The organism is Pseudomonas sp. JAI115 (genome assembly GCF_014200835.1).
GTDB lineage: Bacteria > Pseudomonadota > Gammaproteobacteria > Pseudomonadales > Pseudomonadaceae > Aquipseudomonas > Aquipseudomonas putida_A.
On the sequence record NZ_JACHCY010000004.1, the window covers coordinates 59,132 to 77,380 of the forward strand.

The 18,249-nt window shown below is 62.0% G+C and carries 17 protein-coding genes and 1 other RNA gene; 8 read left to right on the forward strand and 10 right to left on the reverse strand.

The window, feature by feature from the left end:
* Window position 1: 1 nt before the first annotated feature.
* Window positions 2-1,786, forward strand: coding sequence for a GspE/PulE family protein (locus HDC30_RS11070; RefSeq protein WP_027610501.1), 1,785 nt, complete (start codon window positions 2-4; stop codon window positions 1,784-1,786).
* A 65-nt stretch (window positions 1,787-1,851) separates the two neighbouring features.
* Window positions 1,852-2,172: a DUF2388 domain-containing protein gene (locus HDC30_RS11075; protein ID WP_177409030.1), complete on the forward strand. Its 321-nt coding sequence runs from the start codon at window positions 1,852-1,854 to the stop codon at window positions 2,170-2,172.
* 190 nt (window positions 2,173-2,362) lie between these two features.
* Here HDC30_RS11075 and gcvP read toward each other — a convergent pair whose 3' ends face one another.
* Window positions 2,363-5,236 carry an aminomethyl-transferring glycine dehydrogenase gene (gene gcvP, locus HDC30_RS11080; RefSeq protein ID WP_183782958.1) on the reverse strand — a complete coding sequence of 958 codons (2,874 nt, stop codon included), beginning with the start codon at window positions 5,234-5,236 and terminating at the stop codon, window positions 2,363-2,365.
* Between the two features lie 156 nt (window positions 5,237-5,392).
* Here gcvP and HDC30_RS11085 point away from each other — a divergent pair, with 156 nt between their 5' ends.
* Window positions 5,393-6,535 (forward strand): DegT/DnrJ/EryC1/StrS aminotransferase family protein, encoded by a 1,143-nt coding sequence (locus HDC30_RS11085; RefSeq protein ID WP_183782960.1) that lies wholly within the window; start codon window positions 5,393-5,395, stop codon window positions 6,533-6,535.
* A 56-nt stretch (window positions 6,536-6,591) separates the two neighbouring features.
* Here the strand turns inward: HDC30_RS11085 and gcvH are convergent, their stop codons facing one another.
* From gcvH to HDC30_RS11125, 8 genes are all read right to left on the reverse strand, one after another.
* Window positions 6,592-6,975 carry a glycine cleavage system protein GcvH gene (gcvH, locus tag HDC30_RS11090; RefSeq protein ID WP_027610498.1) on the reverse strand — a complete coding sequence of 128 codons (384 nt, stop codon included), beginning with the start codon at window positions 6,973-6,975 and terminating at the stop codon, window positions 6,592-6,594.
* Window positions 6,976-7,024: 49 nt separating this feature from the next.
* Window positions 7,025-8,107 carry a glycine cleavage system aminomethyltransferase GcvT gene (gcvT, locus tag HDC30_RS11095; RefSeq protein WP_027610497.1) on the reverse strand — a complete coding sequence of 361 codons (1,083 nt, stop codon included), beginning with the start codon at window positions 8,105-8,107 and terminating at the stop codon, window positions 7,025-7,027.
* A 156-nt stretch (window positions 8,108-8,263) separates the two neighbouring features.
* On the reverse strand, window positions 8,264-9,880 hold the full coding sequence (locus HDC30_RS11100) for an iron ABC transporter permease (protein ID WP_134784918.1): 1,617 nt from the start codon (window positions 9,878-9,880) through the stop codon (window positions 8,264-8,266).
* 199 nt (window positions 9,881-10,079) lie between these two features.
* Window positions 10,080-11,084 (reverse strand): extracellular solute-binding protein, encoded by a 1,005-nt coding sequence (locus HDC30_RS11105; protein ID WP_183782961.1) that lies wholly within the window; start codon window positions 11,082-11,084, stop codon window positions 10,080-10,082.
* Between the two features lie 220 nt (window positions 11,085-11,304).
* A complete protein-coding gene (locus HDC30_RS11110) occupies window positions 11,305-12,522 on the reverse strand; it encodes a 2-octaprenyl-3-methyl-6-methoxy-1,4-benzoquinol hydroxylase (protein WP_183783500.1) in 1,218 nt (405 codons plus the stop codon).
* A gap of 109 nt (window positions 12,523-12,631) precedes the next feature.
* On the reverse strand, window positions 12,632-13,819 hold the full coding sequence (ubiH, locus tag HDC30_RS11115) for a 2-octaprenyl-6-methoxyphenyl hydroxylase (RefSeq protein ID WP_183782963.1): 1,188 nt from the start codon (window positions 13,817-13,819) through the stop codon (window positions 12,632-12,634).
* On the reverse strand, window positions 13,816-15,150 hold the full coding sequence (gene pepP / locus HDC30_RS11120; RefSeq protein ID WP_183782965.1) for a Xaa-Pro aminopeptidase: 1,335 nt from the start codon (window positions 15,148-15,150) through the stop codon (window positions 13,816-13,818). Before pepP ends, ubiH begins: the two co-directional genes overlap by 4 nt.
* Before the next feature lie 27 nt (window positions 15,151-15,177).
* On the reverse strand, window positions 15,178-15,738 hold the full coding sequence (locus HDC30_RS11125) for a YecA family protein (protein ID WP_183782967.1): 561 nt from the start codon (window positions 15,736-15,738) through the stop codon (window positions 15,178-15,180).
* Window positions 15,739-15,872: 134 nt separating this feature from the next.
* On the opposite strand from HDC30_RS11125, the gene HDC30_RS11130 reads away from it, so the two are divergent.
* From HDC30_RS11130 to HDC30_RS11145, 4 genes are all read left to right on the forward strand, one after another.
* On the forward strand, window positions 15,873-16,082 hold the full coding sequence (locus HDC30_RS11130) for a TIGR02449 family protein (protein WP_007967945.1): 210 nt from the start codon (window positions 15,873-15,875) through the stop codon (window positions 16,080-16,082).
* Window positions 16,079-16,396 carry a cell division protein ZapA gene (locus tag HDC30_RS11135; RefSeq protein WP_007967943.1) on the forward strand — a complete coding sequence of 106 codons (318 nt, stop codon included), beginning with the start codon at window positions 16,079-16,081 and terminating at the stop codon, window positions 16,394-16,396. Before HDC30_RS11130 ends, HDC30_RS11135 begins: the two co-directional genes overlap by 4 nt.
* Window positions 16,397-16,426: 30 nt before the next feature.
* Window positions 16,427-16,605, forward strand: a non-coding RNA gene (ssrS, locus tag HDC30_RS11140) — 6S RNA.
* An 80-nt stretch (window positions 16,606-16,685) separates the two neighbouring features.
* Complete coding sequence (locus HDC30_RS11145; RefSeq protein WP_115985878.1) at window positions 16,686-17,291, forward strand: 5-formyltetrahydrofolate cyclo-ligase; 606 nt, start codon at window positions 16,686-16,688, stop codon at window positions 17,289-17,291.
* 35 nt (window positions 17,292-17,326) lie between these two features.
* Here the strand turns inward: HDC30_RS11145 and HDC30_RS11150 are convergent, their stop codons facing one another.
* Window positions 17,327-17,482, reverse strand: a complete 156-nt coding sequence (locus HDC30_RS11150) for a hypothetical protein (RefSeq protein ID WP_003229308.1) — start codon at window positions 17,480-17,482, stop codon at window positions 17,327-17,329.
* Window positions 17,483-17,679: 197 nt separating this feature from the next.
* On the opposite strand from HDC30_RS11150, the gene HDC30_RS11155 reads away from it, so the two are divergent.
* Window positions 17,680-18,129, forward strand: a complete 450-nt coding sequence (locus HDC30_RS11155) for an EVE domain-containing protein (RefSeq protein WP_183782975.1) — start codon at window positions 17,680-17,682, stop codon at window positions 18,127-18,129.
* Window positions 18,130-18,249: the final 120 nt, after the last annotated feature.

The window sequence follows — 18,249 nt, forward strand, 5'->3', positions numbered from 1 at the left end:
CATGTCCGTTCAACTCGCCACTCAGGACCGCTGGCTGGATCTCAACGATGTGTTGCGTGAACTGGTCGCCCAGGGTTTTATCAGCCAGGACTCGGCGGAGCAGGCGCTCAACGCCCGGCGCCGCCACGCGACCCACGGCCAGCAACATCCGCTGGAGTTCATTGCCAGCCAGCAGCTGGATGACCTCAGCCGTCCAGGTAAACATCTGGATCTGGAAAGCCTGACCCTGTGGCTGGCGCAGCAGGCCGGCCAGCCGTACATGCGCATCGACCCGTTGAAGATCAACGTAGCCGCAATCACCCCGCTGATGTCCTACGCCTTTGCCCAACGGCACAAGATTCTTGCGGTGGCGGTCGACCGCGATGCGGTGGTCGTGGCCAGCGCCCAGCCCTACGTCACCGGTTGGGAGGCTGACCTGACCCACGTGCTGAAGCTGCCGATCAAACGGGTCGTCGCCAACCCGGTGGATATCCAGCGCTTCAGCGTCGAGTTCTTCCGCCTCGCCAAATCGGTCAGCGGCGCCAACAACGCCGATCAGCAAAACGGCAACCTCGGCAACTTCGAACAACTGCTCAACCTCGGCGCCAGTGATCAGGAACCGGACGCCAACGACGCGCACATCGTCAACATCGTCGACTGGCTGTTCCAGTACGCCTTCCAGCAGCGCGCCAGCGATATCCACATCGAACCGCGCCGCGAACAGGGCACCGTGCGTTTCCGCATCGACGGCGTGCTGCACAACGTCTATCAATTCCCGCCGCAGGTGACCATGGCGATCGTCAGTCGCCTGAAAAGCCTCGGGCGGATGAACGTCGCCGAGAAGCGCAAACCCCAGGACGGCCGGGTCAAGACCAAAACCCCGGACGGCGGCGAGGTGGAGCTGCGGCTCTCAACGCTGCCCACCGCGTTTGGCGAAAAAATGGTCATGCGGATCTTCGACCCGGAAGTGCTGCTCAAGGACTTCGATCAGTTGGGCTTTTCCGCCGATGACCTGCGCCGCTGGCAGGACATGACCCGTCAGCCCAACGGCATCATTCTGGTCACCGGACCAACCGGCTCGGGCAAGACCACCACGCTCTACACCACGCTGAAAAAACTGGCGACGCCGGAGATCAACCTCTGCACCATCGAAGACCCGATCGAAATGGTCGAGCCGGCGTTCAACCAGATGCAGGTGCAGCACAACATCGACCTGAGCTTCGCCGCCGGCGTGCGTGCGCTGATGCGGCAGGACCCGGACATCATCATGATCGGCGAGATCCGTGACCTGGAAACCGCAGAAATGGCGATTCAGGCTGCTCTCACCGGCCATCTGGTGCTGTCGACCCTGCACACCAACGATGCCCCCAGCGCGATCAGTCGGCTATTGGAACTCGGCGTGCCGCACTATCTGATTAAAGCCACGGTGCTCGGGGTCATGGCCCAGCGTCTGGTGCGCACCCTGTGCCCGCACTGCAAGGCGCCGCTGACGCTGGAAGAGGAAGACTGGCAAACCCTGACCCGGCCCTGGCAGGCGCCGCTGCCGGGCAATGCGCAACGCGCTATCGGTTGCCTGGAGTGTCGCGACACCGGTTATCGCGGACGCGCCGGGGTCTACGAAATCATGCAGTTGAGCGATAGCCTCAAAGCGCTCATCACCCCCGACACCGACCTCACCGCCATCCGCCGGCAAGCCTTCAAGGAAGGCATGCGCAGCCTGCGCCTGTCGGGTGCGCAAAAAGTTGCGGCGGGGCTGACCACCCTCGAAGAAGTGCTGCGGGTGACACCGCAGAGCGAGCAGAAATAGGCCACTACGGAACCGGATTGGCGAATCGTTATCCAACGCCGTAGTTAACCCCCAGGAGTCACTCAATCATGCGTCTCAAACTTGCTGTCGCCACCGTTGCCTTGCTGTCCCTTCCCGTTGGTTCAGCGATGGCCGACAGCTTTTGGCGTAACGTCATTTCGTCCGGCGCCACCACCGGTTCGACCTACCTGACCTTCAAGGATCACAAGCTGATCGTTGCCGCACAGGACGATGCCGGCAGCTTCGTTGCCAGCGATGGCGGCATCCGTGGGCCGTACCTGGAAGCAGCGATGCAGAAAGTCCGCGCCGACAATCCGGGCCTGCAGGCCACGGACATGGAACTGGCGAATGCGATTCTGGCGAAGAACGCAGTGGCCTCCGAGTAAGCCAGGCGCCAACAAAAATGCCGCTCGATCGAGCGGCATTTTTTTGCCCGTAATGTCGAATTCACCACGCCGCCCCCCTGTGGGAGCGGGCTTGCTCGCGAAGGCGGTGGGTCAGACACATGTATTTCTCTGACACGACGCCTTCGCGAGCAAGCCCGCTCCCACTATGGCTCTGCGTGTTGCCTGAAGATCAGCGGTAATCGTCTACCGGGACGCAGGCACAAAACAGATTGCGATCCCCATAAACGTTATCCACCCGATTCACCGCCGGCCAATACTTGTGCGCCTTGGTGTGCGCATCCGGGGTGATGCCCTGTTCGATGCTGTAAGGCCGCTCCCACACTCCAGTGACATCCGCCAGGGTATGCGGCGCGCGCTTGAGCGGGTTGTCTTCCGCCGGCCAGTTGCCGTTCTGCACTTCGGTGATTTCCGCGCGGATGCTCAGCATGGCGCCGATGAAACGATCGAGTTCGGCCTTGGACTCGCTCTCGGTCGGCTCGACCATCAACGTCCCCGGCACCGGAAAGGACATGGTCGGCGCGTGGAAGCCGTAGTCCATCAGGCGCTTGGCGACGTCCTCTTCACTGATCCCGGTCTGCGCCTTCAACGGCCGCAGATCAAGAATGCACTCATGGGCCACCCGCCCGTTGCGCCCGGTGTAGAGCACCGGGAATGCGCCGGATAAATGCTGCGCCAGATAGTTCGCCGCGAGGATCGCCACTTCGCTGGCATCCGCCAGTTGCGGCCCCATCATCGCGATGTACATCCAGCTGATCGGCAAAATGCTCGCGCTGCCCCACGGCGCCGCGCTGACCGCGCCGTTCTGTGGCAGCGGGCCGTCAATCGGCACCACCGGGTGATTGGCAACGAACGGCGCCAGATGCGCGCGAATACCGATCGGCCCCATGCCCGGCCCGCCACCGCCGTGGGGAATGCAGAAAGTCTTGTGCAGGTTCATGTGCGACACGTCGGCGCCGATGTCCGCCGGCCGCGCCAGCCCGACCTGCGCATTGAGATTGGCGCCGTCCATGTACACCTGCCCGCCGTGCTGGTGGATAACTTCGCAGATCTCGCTGATACCCTCCTCATACACGCCGTGAGTCGATGGATAGGTCGCCATCAGGCACGACAACTTGTCCCCCGCCTCGGCAGCCTTGGTTTTCAGATCGCCCAGATCGACGTTGCCGGCCTCGTCGCACTCGACGATCACCACGCGCATCCCGGCCATCTGCGCCGAGGCCGGGTTGGTGCCATGGGCCGAGGACGGGATCAGGCAAATGTCCCGCGCGCCCTGCTGCCGGCTCTCGTGATATTTGCGAATCGCCAGCAGCCCGGCGTACTCGCCCTGAGCGCCGGAATTGGGCTGCATGCAGATCGCATCGAACCCGGTGATCGCGCACAACCAACGCTGCAGTTCTTCAATCATCAAGGTGTAACCGAGCGCCTGTTCCCGTGGCGCGAACGGGTGCAGATTGGCGAACTGCGGCCAGGTGATCGGGATCATCTCGCTGGTGGCGTTGAGTTTCATGGTGCAGGAGCCCAGCGGGATCATCGACTGGTTAAGCGCCAGATCCTTGTTCTCCAGTTGCTTGAGGTAGCGCAGCATCTCGGTTTCGCTGTGATGCGCATTGAACACCGGGTGGCGCAGGTACGGCGTGTTGCGCTGCAGGTGGTCGGGAATGCCGGAAACCAGTGCTTCTGCGTCAATGTCGTCGACGTTCAAACCATGATCGGCACCGAGCAGCACATCGAACAGTTTGGCCACCGTGTTTTCATCGCAAGTCTCGTCGAGGCTCAAGCCGACTCGGCCACGGCCGAGAATCCGCAGGTTGATCTGTGCAGCCTTGGCGCTGTCGATGATCGCGCTCTGCGCGCCGCCAACCTCCAGCGTGAGGGTGTCGAAAAACTGTGCGTTGATCCTTTGGATGCCATGGCGCTCAAGGCCCGCCGCCAGGATGCAGGTCAAGCGGTGCACGCGCTGGGCGATGCGTTTCAAGCCTTGCGGCCCGTGATACACCGCGTAGCAACTGGCGATGTTGGCCAGCAGCACCTGCGCGGTGCAGATGTTCGAGTTGGCCTTCTCGCGGCGAATATGTTGCTCACGGGTTTGCAGGGCCATGCGCAACGCGACGTTGCCACGAGCGTCTTTCGACACGCCGATGATCCGCCCCGGAATCGCCCGTTTGTACTCCTCACGGCTGGCAAAAAACGCCGCATGCGGGCCACCGTAGCCCATCGGTACGCCAAAGCGCTGGGACGAACCGAACACCACGTCCGCGCCCAGTTCACCCGGCGGTGTCAGCAGCAACAGGCTCAGCAGATCGGTGGCGACACACGCTAACGCCTGCTGCGCGTGCAACTGATCGATGACCGGACGCAGATCACGGATCTCGCCGTGGGTGTCGGGATACTGCAGCAACGCGCCGAACACCTGATGCTGGTTGAGGTTATCCACAGCGTCGATGATCAGCTCGAAGCCGAAACCTTCGGCGCGGGTCTGCACCACGGAGATGGTTTGCGGATGACAGTTCTCATCGACGAAAAACAGATTGCTCTTCGATTTCGCCACACGCTTGGCCAGCGCCATGGCTTCTGCAGCGGCGGTGGCTTCGTCGAGTAACGAGGCGTTGGCCAGTTCAAGCCCGGTGAGGTCGATGGTCAGTTGCTGGAAATTCAGCAGCGCTTCGAGACGGCCTTGGGCGATCTCCGGTTGATACGGTGTATAGGCGGTGTACCAGCCAGGATTTTCCAGCACATTGCGCAGGATGACCGTCGGCGTCAGCGTGCCGTGGTAACCCATACCGATCAGGCTGGTCCAGACCTGATTCTGCTCGGCGTAACTGCGCAGCTTGGCCAGCGCCGCCTGCTCATCAAGGGCCGGCGGCAAGTCCAGCGCCCGATTCAGGCGAATGCCCGGCGGCACCGTCTGCTCGATCAGTTCGACCCGGCTGCCCAGACCGAGGCTGTCGAGCATCGCCTGTTGTTCGGCGGCGTCGGGGCCCAAATGGCGGCGCAGAAAGGCTTCGGGGTCGCGTAACTGGCTCAAGGATGGCAACTGGGACATGACGGGCTCTCTCTTGGCTGGCGCTCGGCGTCAATGCAACACGGTCAAACCAGCATAGCAGCCGATCCCGACGCGCACGGCTTGGCGGCAGAGGGGGTTCCGGGGCATGCTGTAGCGCCTGCATCAGGCGTCCAACCTTCGGATGATCCAATCCTCATGAACCAACTGCCGTTCCTGCCGTTTTCCAAACCTGTCATTGATGAAGCCACGATTGCCGCCGTCGGCGATGTGCTGCGTTCCGGCTGGATCACCAGCGGGCCGAAGGTCCAAGCCTTTGAAGCACAGTTGTCGGAATACTTCGGCGGACGCCCGGTGCGCACCTTCAACTCCGGCACCTGCACCATGGAAATCGCCTTGCGCATCGCCGGCATCGGGCCGGGTGACGAAGTGATCACCACGCCGATTTCCTGGGTCGCCACCGCCAACGTGATCCTCGAAGTCGGCGCCACACCAGTGTTTGCCGACATCGATCCGGTGACCCGCAACATCGATCTGGACCAGTTGGAAGCGGCCATCACCCCGCGCACCAAAGCGCTGATTCCGGTGTACCTCGCCGGTCTGCCAGTGGATATGGATCGGCTATATGCCATCGCGCGCAAACACAATCTGCGTATCGTCGAAGACGCCGCTCAGGCCCTGGGTTCGAGCTGGAACGGCCAGCGCATCGGCGCCACCGGCGATTTCGTGTCGTTCAGCTTTCAGGCGAACAAGAACGTCACCTGCTCCGAGGGCGGCTGCCTGGTGCTGAACACCCCGGAAGAGGCGCGACTGGCGGAGAAGTACCGCCTGCAGGGCGTGACCCGCAACGGCTTTGATGGTCTGGACGTCGATGTGCTCGGTGGCAAGTTCAACATGACCGACATCGCCGCCACCATCGGCCTCGGCCAGTTCGCCCATATCGAGGCGCTGACCGCCCATCGTCAGGAACTGGCCCGGCACTACTTCAAATGTTTTGGCGATGACTTTGAAGCGACTAATGGCGCCCAACTGCCACCGGCGGACTTTACCCAGAGCAACTGGCACCTGTTCCAACTGGTCCTGCCGGAGCGCAAGGACGGCTTGCCGGCCCGCGCCACGTTCATGGAACAGATGCAGGCCAAAGGCATCGGCATTGGCTATCACTACCCACCGATTCACTTGCTGAGTCTGTACCGCGAGCGCGGTTTCAAGGAAGGCATGTTGCCAGTTGCCGAGCGCGTTGGACGCTTGATCGTGTCATTGCCGATGTTCACCACCATGACCAAGGACGACGTCGAGCGTTCGGTGGCGGCAGTGAAAGCGGTATTGCGCGACGCCTGATCGACGCCTACAAAAAAGCCCCGAGAGATCGGGGCTTTTGCAGTATTACAGTCTGCTTATTCGCCGATGGCAGCCTTGTAGGCAGCAGCGTCCAGCAGCTTGTCCAGCTCGGCCTTGTCGCTTGGCTTGAGCTTGAAGATCCATGCGGCGTACGGATCGTTGTTCAGCTCTTCCGGCGAGTCAGCCAGCGTTTCGTTGACCGCGATCACTTCACCGCCGATCGGGGAGTAGATGTCGGACGCGGCCTTCACCGACTCGACAACACCGGCAGCCTCACCGGCAGCAAACACCTTGCCGACTTCGGCCAGTTCAACGAACACCACATCGCCCAGCGCTTCCTGCGCGTGATCGCTGATGCCCACGGTAACGGTGCCGTCGGCTTCCAGGCGTGCCCATTCATGACTTTCGGCAAAACGCAGTTCAGCGGGGATATTGCTCATGCTCGGTGTCCTCAAGAAAATTGTCAGCGGTCAGGCCCGCCGGAAAAGGTCAGATCAAGGTTTTACCATGGCGCACGAAGGTCGGTTTGACCACTCGTACCGGATACCACTTGCCACGGATTTCCACTTCGGCGCGGTCGGCGGTAGCCATCGGTACACGCGCCAGGGCAATCGATTTGCTTAGCGTAGGAGAGAAACTACCACTGGTGATCTCTCCTTCGCCAACATCGGCGATACGAACCACTTGATGGGCGCGCAAAACACCGCGCTCCTCAAGCACCAGACCCACCAGTTTGTGCGCAACGCCGGCGGCTTTTTCCGCTTCCAGGGCCGAGCGACCGATGAACTGCCGCGAGGCCGGTTCCCAGGCGATGCTCCAGGCCATATTGGACGCCAGCGGCGAGACATCCTGATGAATGTCCTGGCCATAGAGGTTCATCCCGGCTTCGACCCGCAACGTGTCGCGGGCGCCGAGGCCGATTGGCGAAATGCCGGCACCGACCAGATCGTTGAAAAATCCCGGCGCCTGCTCGGCCGGCAAGGCGATTTCCAGGCCGTCTTCACCGGTATAACCGGTGCGGGCGATGAACCAGTCGCCATCGACTTCGGCTTCGAACGGTTTGAGGTGCTGGATCAGTGCGGCGCGTGACTGGGTCACCAGTTCGGCAATCTTCTGCCGGGCCTGCGGGCCTTGAATGGCGAGCATCGCCAGATCCTGACGCTCGTGCAGATGCACGTCGTAACCGGCGACCTGCGCCTGCATCCACGCCAGATCCTGGTCACGAGTGGAGGCGTTGAACACCAGACGATAACGGTCTTCGAGGCGATAGACGATCATGTCGTCGACGATGCCGCCACGTTCGTTGAGCATCGTGCTGTAGAGCGCGCGGCCGGGGCGATGCAGGCGTTCGACGTCATTGGCCAGCAAATGCTGCAGCCAGGCCTTGGCCTGGGGGCCGTCAATGTCGATAACGGTCATATGGGAAACATCGAACACCCCGCAATCGCGGCGCACCTCGTGGTGTTCCTCGACCTGCGAGCCGTAATGCAGTGGCATGTCCCAACCGCCAAAATCGACCATCTTCGCGCCGAGGGCGAGATGCAGGTCATACAGAGGCGTACGCTGTCCCATGGGTTTCTCCTTCCGGGCGTGGCGAAGGTGCGGACAGCCGCTGTACGGGGTGAAAGCCTCGAAATAGAAGGCTTTCAGCCGATTTCAGCGAACGGGTCTGTCAGACGAACCGCACCGAATGCCGCGCATTGTAGCCGCATGATTCAGGACTGACGACTAAGTGTTTCGGTGCGCCGAGCGGCGGATCAGGCCGATGACCGGTAACAGGCCGACCAACACCAGGGTCAGCGCCGGCAGCGATGCCCGCGCCCATTCCCCTTCACTGGTCATTTCGAAGATCCGCACCGCCAGCGTGTCCCAGCCAAACGGGCGCATCAGCAGGGTCGCGGGCATTTCCTTGAGCACATCGACGAACACCAGCAACGCCGCGCTCAGTGTGCCGGGCAGCAACAGCGGCAGATACACTTTGAAAAACAGTCGCGGCCCACTGACACCCAGACTACGTGCCGCTTCGGGCAATGAAGGCCGTATACGCGCCAGACTGTTTTCCAGTGGTCCGTAGGCCACCGCGATAAAGCGCACCAGATAGGCCATCAGCAACGCCGCCAGACTGCCCAGCAGCAATGGTTTGCCGGCGCCGCCGAGCCAGCCCGACAGCGGAATAACCAGTTCGCGGTCGAGATAACTGAACGCCAGCATGATCGACACCGCCAGCACCGAACCCGGCAGCGCATAACCAAGATTGGCCAGACTGACCCCGGAACGGATTGCCCGGGTCGGCGCCAGACGTCGGGCAAACGCCAGCAGCAGCGCGACGCTGACGGTGATCAACGCCGCCATGCCGCCCAGATACAGGGTGTGCAGGATCAGCCCGGCATAACGCTCATCGAGATCGAAGCGCCCGCGCTGCCAGAACCATACGAGCAGTTGCAGCAACGGAATCACGAACGCGCAGGCAAACACCAACGTGCACCAGCCGGTCGCCGCGAACGCCTTTAGCCCGCGCAGCTGATACAACGCCTTGACCCTGGGGCGCTCGTTGCTCGCCCGGTTGGCGCCACGGGCGCGCCGCTCTCCGTACAGCACCAGCATCACAACCAACAACAACAGGCTCGCCAGTTGCGCGGCGCTCGGCAGGCTGAAGAAGCCGTACCAGGTCTTGTAGATGGCGGTGGTGAAGGTGTCGAAATTGAACACCGACACCGCGCCGAAATCCGCCAGAGTTTCCATCAGTGCCAGCGCCACACCGGCGCCAATCGCCGGACGCGCCATCGGCAACGCCACCCGCCAGAACGCCTGCCATGGCGATTGCCCGAGTACCCGCGCCGCCTCCATCAAGCCTTTGCCCTGCGCGAGAAACGCGGTGCGCGCCAGCAAATAGACGTAGGGATAAAACACCAGCACCAGTACCACAATCACCCCGCCGGTAGAGCGCACGCGTGGTAGGCGCAAGCCGCTGCCGAACCATTCGCGCAGCAGGGTTTGCACCGGGCCGGCGAAGTCCAGCAGACCGACGAAGACGAACGCCAGCACGTAGGCCGGGATGGCGAACGGCAGCATCAGAGCCCAGTCGAGCCAGCGTCTTCCGGGGAATTCGCAGAGGCTGGTGAGCCACGCCAGGCTGACACCGAGCAGCGTCACGCCGACGCCGACGCCGAGCACCAGCGTCAGGGTGTTGCCCAGCAGGCGCGGCATCTGGGTTTCCCACAGGTGCGACCAGATCTGCTGATCGATGGTCTGCCACGACAGCAGCAGGACACTCAGGGGCAACAGCACCAGCGCGGCAATGGCGAGGACGATGGGGTACCAGCGGCGTTGGGCGGGGTGGGCCAAGGGGGTTCTCTAATAAATCGTGGGTCGGCGCAAGCGTAACGCCAGCCCCAATTGTGGCGAGGGGATTTATCCCCGATGGGGTGCGAAGCACCCCCAATGTCGTCAATCAAGGCGTACTGATACACCGCGGGCGTAGCCTTTACGAATGCTGCGCATCCGATCGGGGATAAATCCCCTCGCCACAGGATATAACCAGGTTTTAGTTCCAGCCCGCCCGATCCATCATCCGGATCGCTTCCGCCTGACGCTTGCCCGCCACTTCCACCGGCAAGGTGTCAGCGACGAACTGGCCCCACGCCGCCACTTCTTCCGAAGGCTTCACCGCCGGGTTGGCCGGGAATTCCTGGTTGACGTCGGCGAAGATCTTCTGCGCCTCAGGCGTGGTCATCCACTCGACCAGCGCCTTGGCTGCTTCCGGATGCGGTGCGTGTTTGGTCAGGCCGATGCCCGACAGGTTCACGTGTACGCCGCGATCGGCCTGATTCGGCCAGAACAGTTTCACCGGCAGGTCGGGCTTCTGCTTGTGCAGGCGACCGTAGTAGTAGGTGTTGACGATGCCGACATCGCACTGCCCGGCGTTGATCGCCTCCAGCACCGCTACGTCGTCGGAGAACACATCGGTGGACAGGTTGTTGACCCAGCCCTTGAGGATTTTCTCGGTCTTCTCGGCGCCGTGCACTTCGATCATGGTCGCGGTCAGCGACTGGTTGTAGACCTTCTTCGCCGTGCGCAGGCACAGGCGTCCTTCCCAGTTCTTGTCGGCCAGCGCTTCGTAGGTGGTCAACTCGCCCGGCTTAACGCGCTCGGTGGAGTAAGCGATGGTCCGCGCGCGCAGGCTCAGGCCAGTCCAGGCATGGGTGGACGAACGGTATTGCGCGGGAATATTGGTATCGATGGTTTTCGAGGTGAATGGCTGGAGGATGCCCATCTGCTCGGCCTGCCAGAGGTTGCCGGCATCGACGGTGAGCAGCAGGTCGGCGGTGGCGTTTGCACCTTCGGCCTTGATCCGCTGCATCAGCGGCGCTTCCTTGTCCGTGATGAACTCGATCTTCACCCCGGTTTTCGCGGTGTAGGCGTCGAACACCGGTTTGATCAACTCATCGATACGCGAGGAGTAGACCACCACCTCGTCGGCGGCCTGGGCGGCAGTGCTGCCGATCAGGGTCAGGGCCAGTGCGGTCAGGAGACGCTTGGGTGCCAACATGGGAGTGATCTCTCGGTCGGAAAATGTGGGCCAAATGATAAGGACTCACATTTACCAGCTCAATCGAACACTTGGGCAAGGAGTTACCAGATGTTGCACAAGCTGAAATTCATGGCATCGGTTCTGGCCCCTTCGCGAGCAAGCCCGCTCCCACCCTTGAAATGCATTCCAATGTGGGAGCGGGCTTGCTCGCGAAGGGGCCATCAGCCTCAAACAGATCTCAGGGTTTGGCCAGTACCGGTAGATCCCCGGTCAACCCCAGCGCCTCACGCACAAACAACGCCTTGGCCTCCGGCATCTGCTCCACCAGCTTCAACCCGGCGTTGCGCAACCAGCGCACCGGCAACGGGTCAGCCTGGAACAGACGCTCGAAGCCCTCCATCGCCGCCATCAATGCCAGGTTGTGCGGCATGCGCCGACGCTCGTAGCGGCTCAGCACCTTCACATCCGCCAGCCGTTCGCCGCGTTCCGCCGCCTGCAACAACACTTCAGCCAGCACCGCCGCATCGAGGAAACCCAGGTTAACACCCTGCCCGGCCAACGGGTGAATGGTGTGCGCGGCGTCGCCGATCAGTGCCAGGCCTTCGGCCACATAGCGTTTGGCGTGGCGTTGACGCAAGGGCACGCACAGCCGTGGATCAGCACTGACGACTTTGCCCAGGCAACCTTCGAAGGCTCGCTCCAGCTCACGACAGAATGCGGTTTCATCCAGCGCCATCAGGCGTTCGGCTTCACTCGGCGTGGTCGACCAGACGATCGAGCACCAGTCCTGCTGCCCGTCACGCTCCAACGGCAGAAACGCCAGCGGCCCGTGATCGGTGAAACGCTGCCACGCTGTCATCCGGTGCGGCTTGCTGCTGCGCACGCTGGTGACGATGGCGTGGTGCAAGTAATCCCACTCGCGGGTGGCGACGCCGGTCAGACGGCGCACCGCCGAATTCGCACCGTCCGCCGCAATCACCAGCGGCGCACGCAACTGCCGACCATCGGCCAGGGTCAGCAGCCAGTCGTCACCGGAGCGGCGCATCTGTTCCAGCCGTGCGTTGGCCAGCATGCCCAGATCGCAATCGTGCAAGCGATCGAGCAAGGCATCCTGCACCACACGGTTTTCGACGATATGACCGAGCACTTCGGCATGCACACTGCTCGCCGAGAAGTGAATCTGCCCGGTGCCGCTGCCGTCCCACACGTGCATGTCGGTGTAGGGGCTGCTGCGGCGCTTGGCGATGCCGTCCCAGACGCCAAGACGTTCGAGTATCCGCTGGCTGGCCGCCGACAAGGCGCTCACTCGCGGCTCGAACGGCGCGGCGGCGTCGAACGGTTTGACGCTCAGCGGGCTGCCGTCGAGCAGCAACACTTCCAGGCCGCTGTCCTGCAACGCCAACGCGAGGGCGCTGCCGACCATTCCGGCTCCGACAATCAGCAGATCTGCGCGCATTTCCATGCTTTAAGCCTGTCTCGCTGGCGGCATGCGCCGCTCGTAAAAGGTTTTAGCGAGCGCGCCAGTTAGCGGCGCGCTGCTGAAAGTGAAAGTGCCGACCCGCCGCTCAAGCATCCGGCCGCGTCCCCAGCCCCATGGCCTGACGGGCAAACCAGCGCTTGGCCGGTGGCAGCAGATCGAGGCCGAGCAGGCCGATGTTGCGGCCCAGCGAGACCAGCGGCTGGGTGCTACCGAACAATCGCGTGACCTGATCGGAGAAGCCCACCGTGAGCTCTTGATCCAGGCGCTGACGCTCGCGATACGCCTGCAATGTAGCGATGTCGCCCAACGGTTTATCGCTCGCGAGCAGCGCCGCGGCCAATGCGTCAGCATCACGCAGGGAGAGGTTGAAACCTTGCCCGGCAATCGGGTGCAGGCTGTGCGCGGCGTTACCGAGTACGGCCAGATGCGAGCGCACTTGCTCCTCGGCCTCGACCAGCGACAACGGATACAAATGCCGCGCACCGACCTGCTTCAAAGTGCCGAGGCGGTAGCCGAACACACCCTGCAATTCACTGAGGAAATCGCGCTCACTCAAGTCTGCCAGACGCTGCGCGTCCATGCCCAGGCGGGTCCAGACCAGTGCGCAACGGTTGTCCGGCAGTGGCAACAGCGCCATCGGCCCTTCGTCGGTGAAACGCTCGAAGGCCATGCCGTTGTGCGCTTCACTCGGGGTGATGTTGGCGATCAGCGCGCTCTGGTTGTACGGACGCTTGCGCACGTTGATGCCCAGTTGCTCGCGCAAACCGGAACGGCCGCCATCGGCCAGCACCGCCAGATCGCACTCGACGGTGGTTTCATCGTTGAGGGTCAGGCGATAGCCGTCGGGCAGCGGCTCCATGCGCGTGACTTCCGCCGGGCAGCGCCAGCTGATCACGTCTTTGTCCAGGTGCTGCCACAGGCATTGACCAAGCCAGGCGTTTTCCACCACATAACCGAGCGCCGGCACGCCCTCTTCCATCGCCGACAGACGGGCGGTAGAGAAGCGACCACGGTCGGACACGTGAATCTGTTTGATCGGCTCGGCGCGGCGGGAAATTTCCTGCCATACGCCCAGCCGTTGATAGATCTGCCGCGAACCGAAGGACAGCGCCGACGAACGCGCGTCGTAGCTCGGCTGCCAGCTGTCGCCGGGGGCGAACGGTTCGATCAGGACAATTTTCCAGCCACGCGCCTTGGCCCCGGCCTGCAAAGCCAACGCCAGACTGGCGCCGACCAGGCCGCCACCGATGATTGCCAGATTGACTCGACTCATGCCGCGTGTGTCCGTGCTTGCGCCATCAGCGCTTCGATTTCGGCAACGGTTTTCGGTACGCCGCTGGTCAATATTTCACAACCGGTCTTGGTCACTACCACGTCATCCTCGATGCGCACGCCAATGCCGCGCCATTTCTTCGCTACGTGCTGGTTGTCCGGGGCGATGTAGATGCCCGGCTCCACGGTCAGCGCCATGCCGACCTCCAGCACCCGCCATTCGCCGCCGACTTTGTACTCGCCAACGTCATGTACATCCATGCCCAGCCAATGGCCGGCACGGTGCATGTAAAACGCTTTATAGGCTTCGGTCGCGATCAACTCATCGACCTCGCCTTGCAGGATTCCGAGCTTGACCAGACCTGCGGTAATCACCCTGACCGTGGCTTCGTGCGCCTGATTCCAGTTTTTGTTCGGGGCGATTTCAGCGAATGCGGCTTCCTGCGAGGCCAGCACTAGTTCGTAAATCGCTTTCTGCTCGGCGGAAAACTTGCCGTTGACCGGCCAGGTGCGGGTGATGTCGCTGGCGTAGCAGTCGATTTCGCAACCGGCGTCGATCAACACCAGATCACCGTCCTTGAGCAGCGCGTCATTCTGCTGGTAATGCAGGATGCAACTGTTGCGCCCGGCGGCGACGATGGAACCGTAGGCCGGCATCTTCGCCCCGCCCTTGCGGAATTCGTAATCGAGTTCGGCTTCCAGGCTGTATTCGTACAGTCCCGGCCGGCTGGCCTGCATCGCGCGGATATGCGCCTGAGCGGAAATCCGCGCGGCTTCGCGCATCACCTTCACTTCTGCCGCCGATTTATACAGGCGCATGTCGTGCAACAGGTGATCCAGGGCAACGAATTCGTTCGGTGGCTGGGCGCCGAGGTGCGCTTTGGAGCGGATCACGTTGATCCAGTCCATCAGATGGCGGTCGAACTCCGGGTTGCTGCCCATCGCCGAATACACCCGGTCGCGGCCTTCGATCAGGCCCGGCAGGATGTCGTCGATGTCGGTAATCGGGAACGCGTCGTCAGCGCCGTAATCACGGATTGCGCCTTCCTGGCCGGCGCGCAGGCCGTCCCATAACTCGCGTTCGGCATTGCGCTCGCGGCAGAACAGCACGTACTCGCCGTGCTCGCGGCCGGGCATCAGGACGATGACAGCTTGCGGCTCGGGGAAACCGCTGAGGTACTGAAAGTCGCTGTCCTGACGGTAGACGTGCTCGACGTCGCGGTTGCGGATCGCCACTGCGGCGGCGGGCAGGATCGCGATGCTGTTGGGTTCCATCTGCGCCATCAGGGCCTTGCGGCGACGGCTGTATTCCGCTTTGGGGATATGGGTCATGGGCAGATGGCTTTCCCTGGCACGCGATTAATGCAGCGACGGCTTGGCGGCTGGCGGCACGTCGGCTTTCCTGGTTTCCGAGAACAGCAGCAGCGGCGCGACGCGCAGGTATTCCATGACTTCCATGTAGTCGCTTTCGCCGTCTTCGGATTCTTCCAGGGCGTCTTGCACCTGGGAGATCGCCGCCAGATCCTGCAGCACTTCGGTGGCTTCGGTGCTGAGCATGCTGCTGTCGCGGCAGTTCAAGCCGAAACCGCTGAGGAAGCCCTGGCACCATTCGCCCAGCGCGGCAGCCCGCTCGGCCAGTGGTGCGTCATCAGTCGGCAACAGCAGAACGACGGTGACGTCGTCACCGGTCAACTCACCCTTGACCATCTCTTGCAGGCCGATCAGGGCGTTGCGGACGTTGTCCTGTGGCTCGTTTTCCAGAAGTTCGGCGGCATCGATCAGCCACTCGTCGGCGTTGAAGCCGGCACCGGCGCAGCTGCGGCCGAGCAGCAGGCCGTGCAGTTCGGCAGGCGAGACGTTGTGGCCGCTGGACGTCAGCAGGGTGGCAAAGGCTTGGTACGGGGAATTCGCAATGGTCATGGGCAGCTAGGCGCCAGACGGCGCTATGTCTAGAATGAAGGCCTTGTATCCTACATCGACAGACTCGCCAAGACTATTAAAGGCTGTCCGCCAGCCAGGCGCCTGCCGCCCATCAGATGAATTCAGTGGACACAATGGAAGACACCGACCTGCAAGCGCTGATGGCCAGACTCGAAAAGCTGATTGGCCGAGTCGAGCAACTAAAGAGTCAAAACGCACTCTTACTAGCTCAGGAAAAGACCTGGCGCGAGGAACGCGCTCACCTCATTGAAAAAAACGAAATCGCCCGGCGTAAGGTCGAATCGATGATTTCGCGCCTCAAGGCCCTGGAGCAAGACTCATGAGTTCAAGCAATAGCGTTACCGTGCAGATCCTCGACAAAGAATATTCGATCATCTGCCCCCAGGAAGAACGCAGCAATCTGGTCAGCGCCGCCCGCTACCTGGACGGCAAGATGCGCGAGATCCGCAGCAGCGGCAAAGTCATCGGCGCCGACCGTATTGCGGTGATGGCTGCGCTGAACATCACCCACGACCTCTTGCACAAAGAAGAGCGCCCGGACATCCAGGCCAGCGGCTCGACCCGTGAACAGGTGCGCGACTTGCTCGATCGTGTCGATCTGGTGCTGGCCGACGATCCGGACATCAGCAAGGGCTGATTCGCCAGGCCGCTTGAGGTATACTCGCCGCACTCCCTGGGGTGCTTGCCAGTTGACGATGTCCCTGAGCCGATTTGCACTACCCTGGAGGTTGCACGTTGGGCTGGTGTGCATGTCCGCCAGACGGAAAGCCTTAAAGTCTACTGCATCCTCCACCTTGAACTTTCGGGTTCAAGGGCTAAGTTGACAGCGGTTCATCCGGGGAGCCTGATTCGAATCCGATGCCGGTTTTTGCCGGCATCGGATTTTTTATGCGTGCGTTTTCGCCCTCACCTGCCGAAGCCGAACCATGACCGAACCTGCGCTGCTGCCCCGCCCGCAACTCCGCCGCCTGCTGCGCAAGGCGCGTCGTTCACTGACTCCCGGTGAACAGCGGCAGGCCGCCAAAGGCCTGTTCCGCCAACTGGCGCAAGACCCGCACTTTCGCCGGGCGAAACACATCTCTCTGTATCTGCCCACCGACGGTGAAATCGACCCGCGCCTGCTGCTGCGCGAAGCCCAGCGGCGCGGCAAAGCCACCTACCTGCCGGTGCTCAGCGCCTGGCCGCGAACCAAAATGGTGTTCCAGCGAATTCGCCCCGGCGACAAGCTCAAGCCCAATCGCTTCCGCATCCTCGAACCGCGGGCCAATCTGGCCCATCAGCGCAAGATCTGGACCCTGGATCTGGTGCTGTTGCCACTGGTGGGGTTTGACGATGTTGGCGGACGCCTGGGGATGGGCGGCGGATTCTACGACCGCAGTCTGGCATACCTGGCCCGGCGCAAGAACTGGCGCAAGCCGACGTTGCTGGGCCTGGCCCATGAATGTCAGAAGGTCGAACGCCTGGCGCAGGCAAGCTGGGATGTACCGTTGCAAGGCACGGTCACCGATAAGGCGTGGTATTTCGCAGGATAGACGCCGCGCAGATCAGCGGCGTCGGGAAGGCAGTTTCAGCGTTTGAAAGCGGTCGACTGTTGAACCTGTTGCGCGACTTCAACCGGAGCATCGGTCTTGCTCGTCCACAGACTTTGCGCATAACCGGTGGTTACGACGCCAAGGCCGAACAAAATAACCAAAGTCCATAGCAAATCCGGTTTGCGTTTCATCGATTGCCCCCCTCAAGGCACATCATCACGATGACAGCAGCGGTTTCCGTTCGTAGGCCGTGCAGCAGCGTCAAGCTTTAAAGGCCGGCATTTTGCGACAACGTGAACCCGGGCGCAAACGCTGACGTCAACCGACCGTCGGTTTGTCATAAAATTGCCCGACAACCTGCCCAATCACCGCTTGAGGAGCAAAAGACATGGCCTATTGGCTGATGAAATCCGAGCCCGACGAACTCTCGATCAAAGATCTGGAGAAACTCGGCAAAGCGCGCTGGGACGGGGTTCGCAACTATCAGGCGCGCAATTTCCTGCGGGCGATGGCGGTGGGCGATGAGTTCTTTTTCTACCACTCCAGTTGCCCGGAGCCGGGTATCGCCGGAATCGGCAAAATAATCGAGGCGGCGTACCCGGATCCCACCGCACTGGAACCCGAGAGCCATTACTTCGACCCGAAGGCCACACCCGAGAAAAACGCCTGGAGTGCGATTGATGTGGCACACGTCGAGACGTTTGCCCGGGTGCTGAAGCTCGATTACCTGAAACAGCAGACTGCGCTGGCCGAAATGCCGCTGGTGCAAAAAGGCAGTCGCCTGTCGGTGATGCCGGTGACGGCCGAACAGTGGGTCGCGGTGCTTGGTTTGCGCTGAGAACTCGCCGGTCACGGTTTTTACCGACAAAAGGGGCTAGGCTTGGCGCTCATTTGACTGACATCAAGCGAATGGAACGCTTGAACAGTCAGACTGCAAGCCACAGCCGCAGGATGCCCC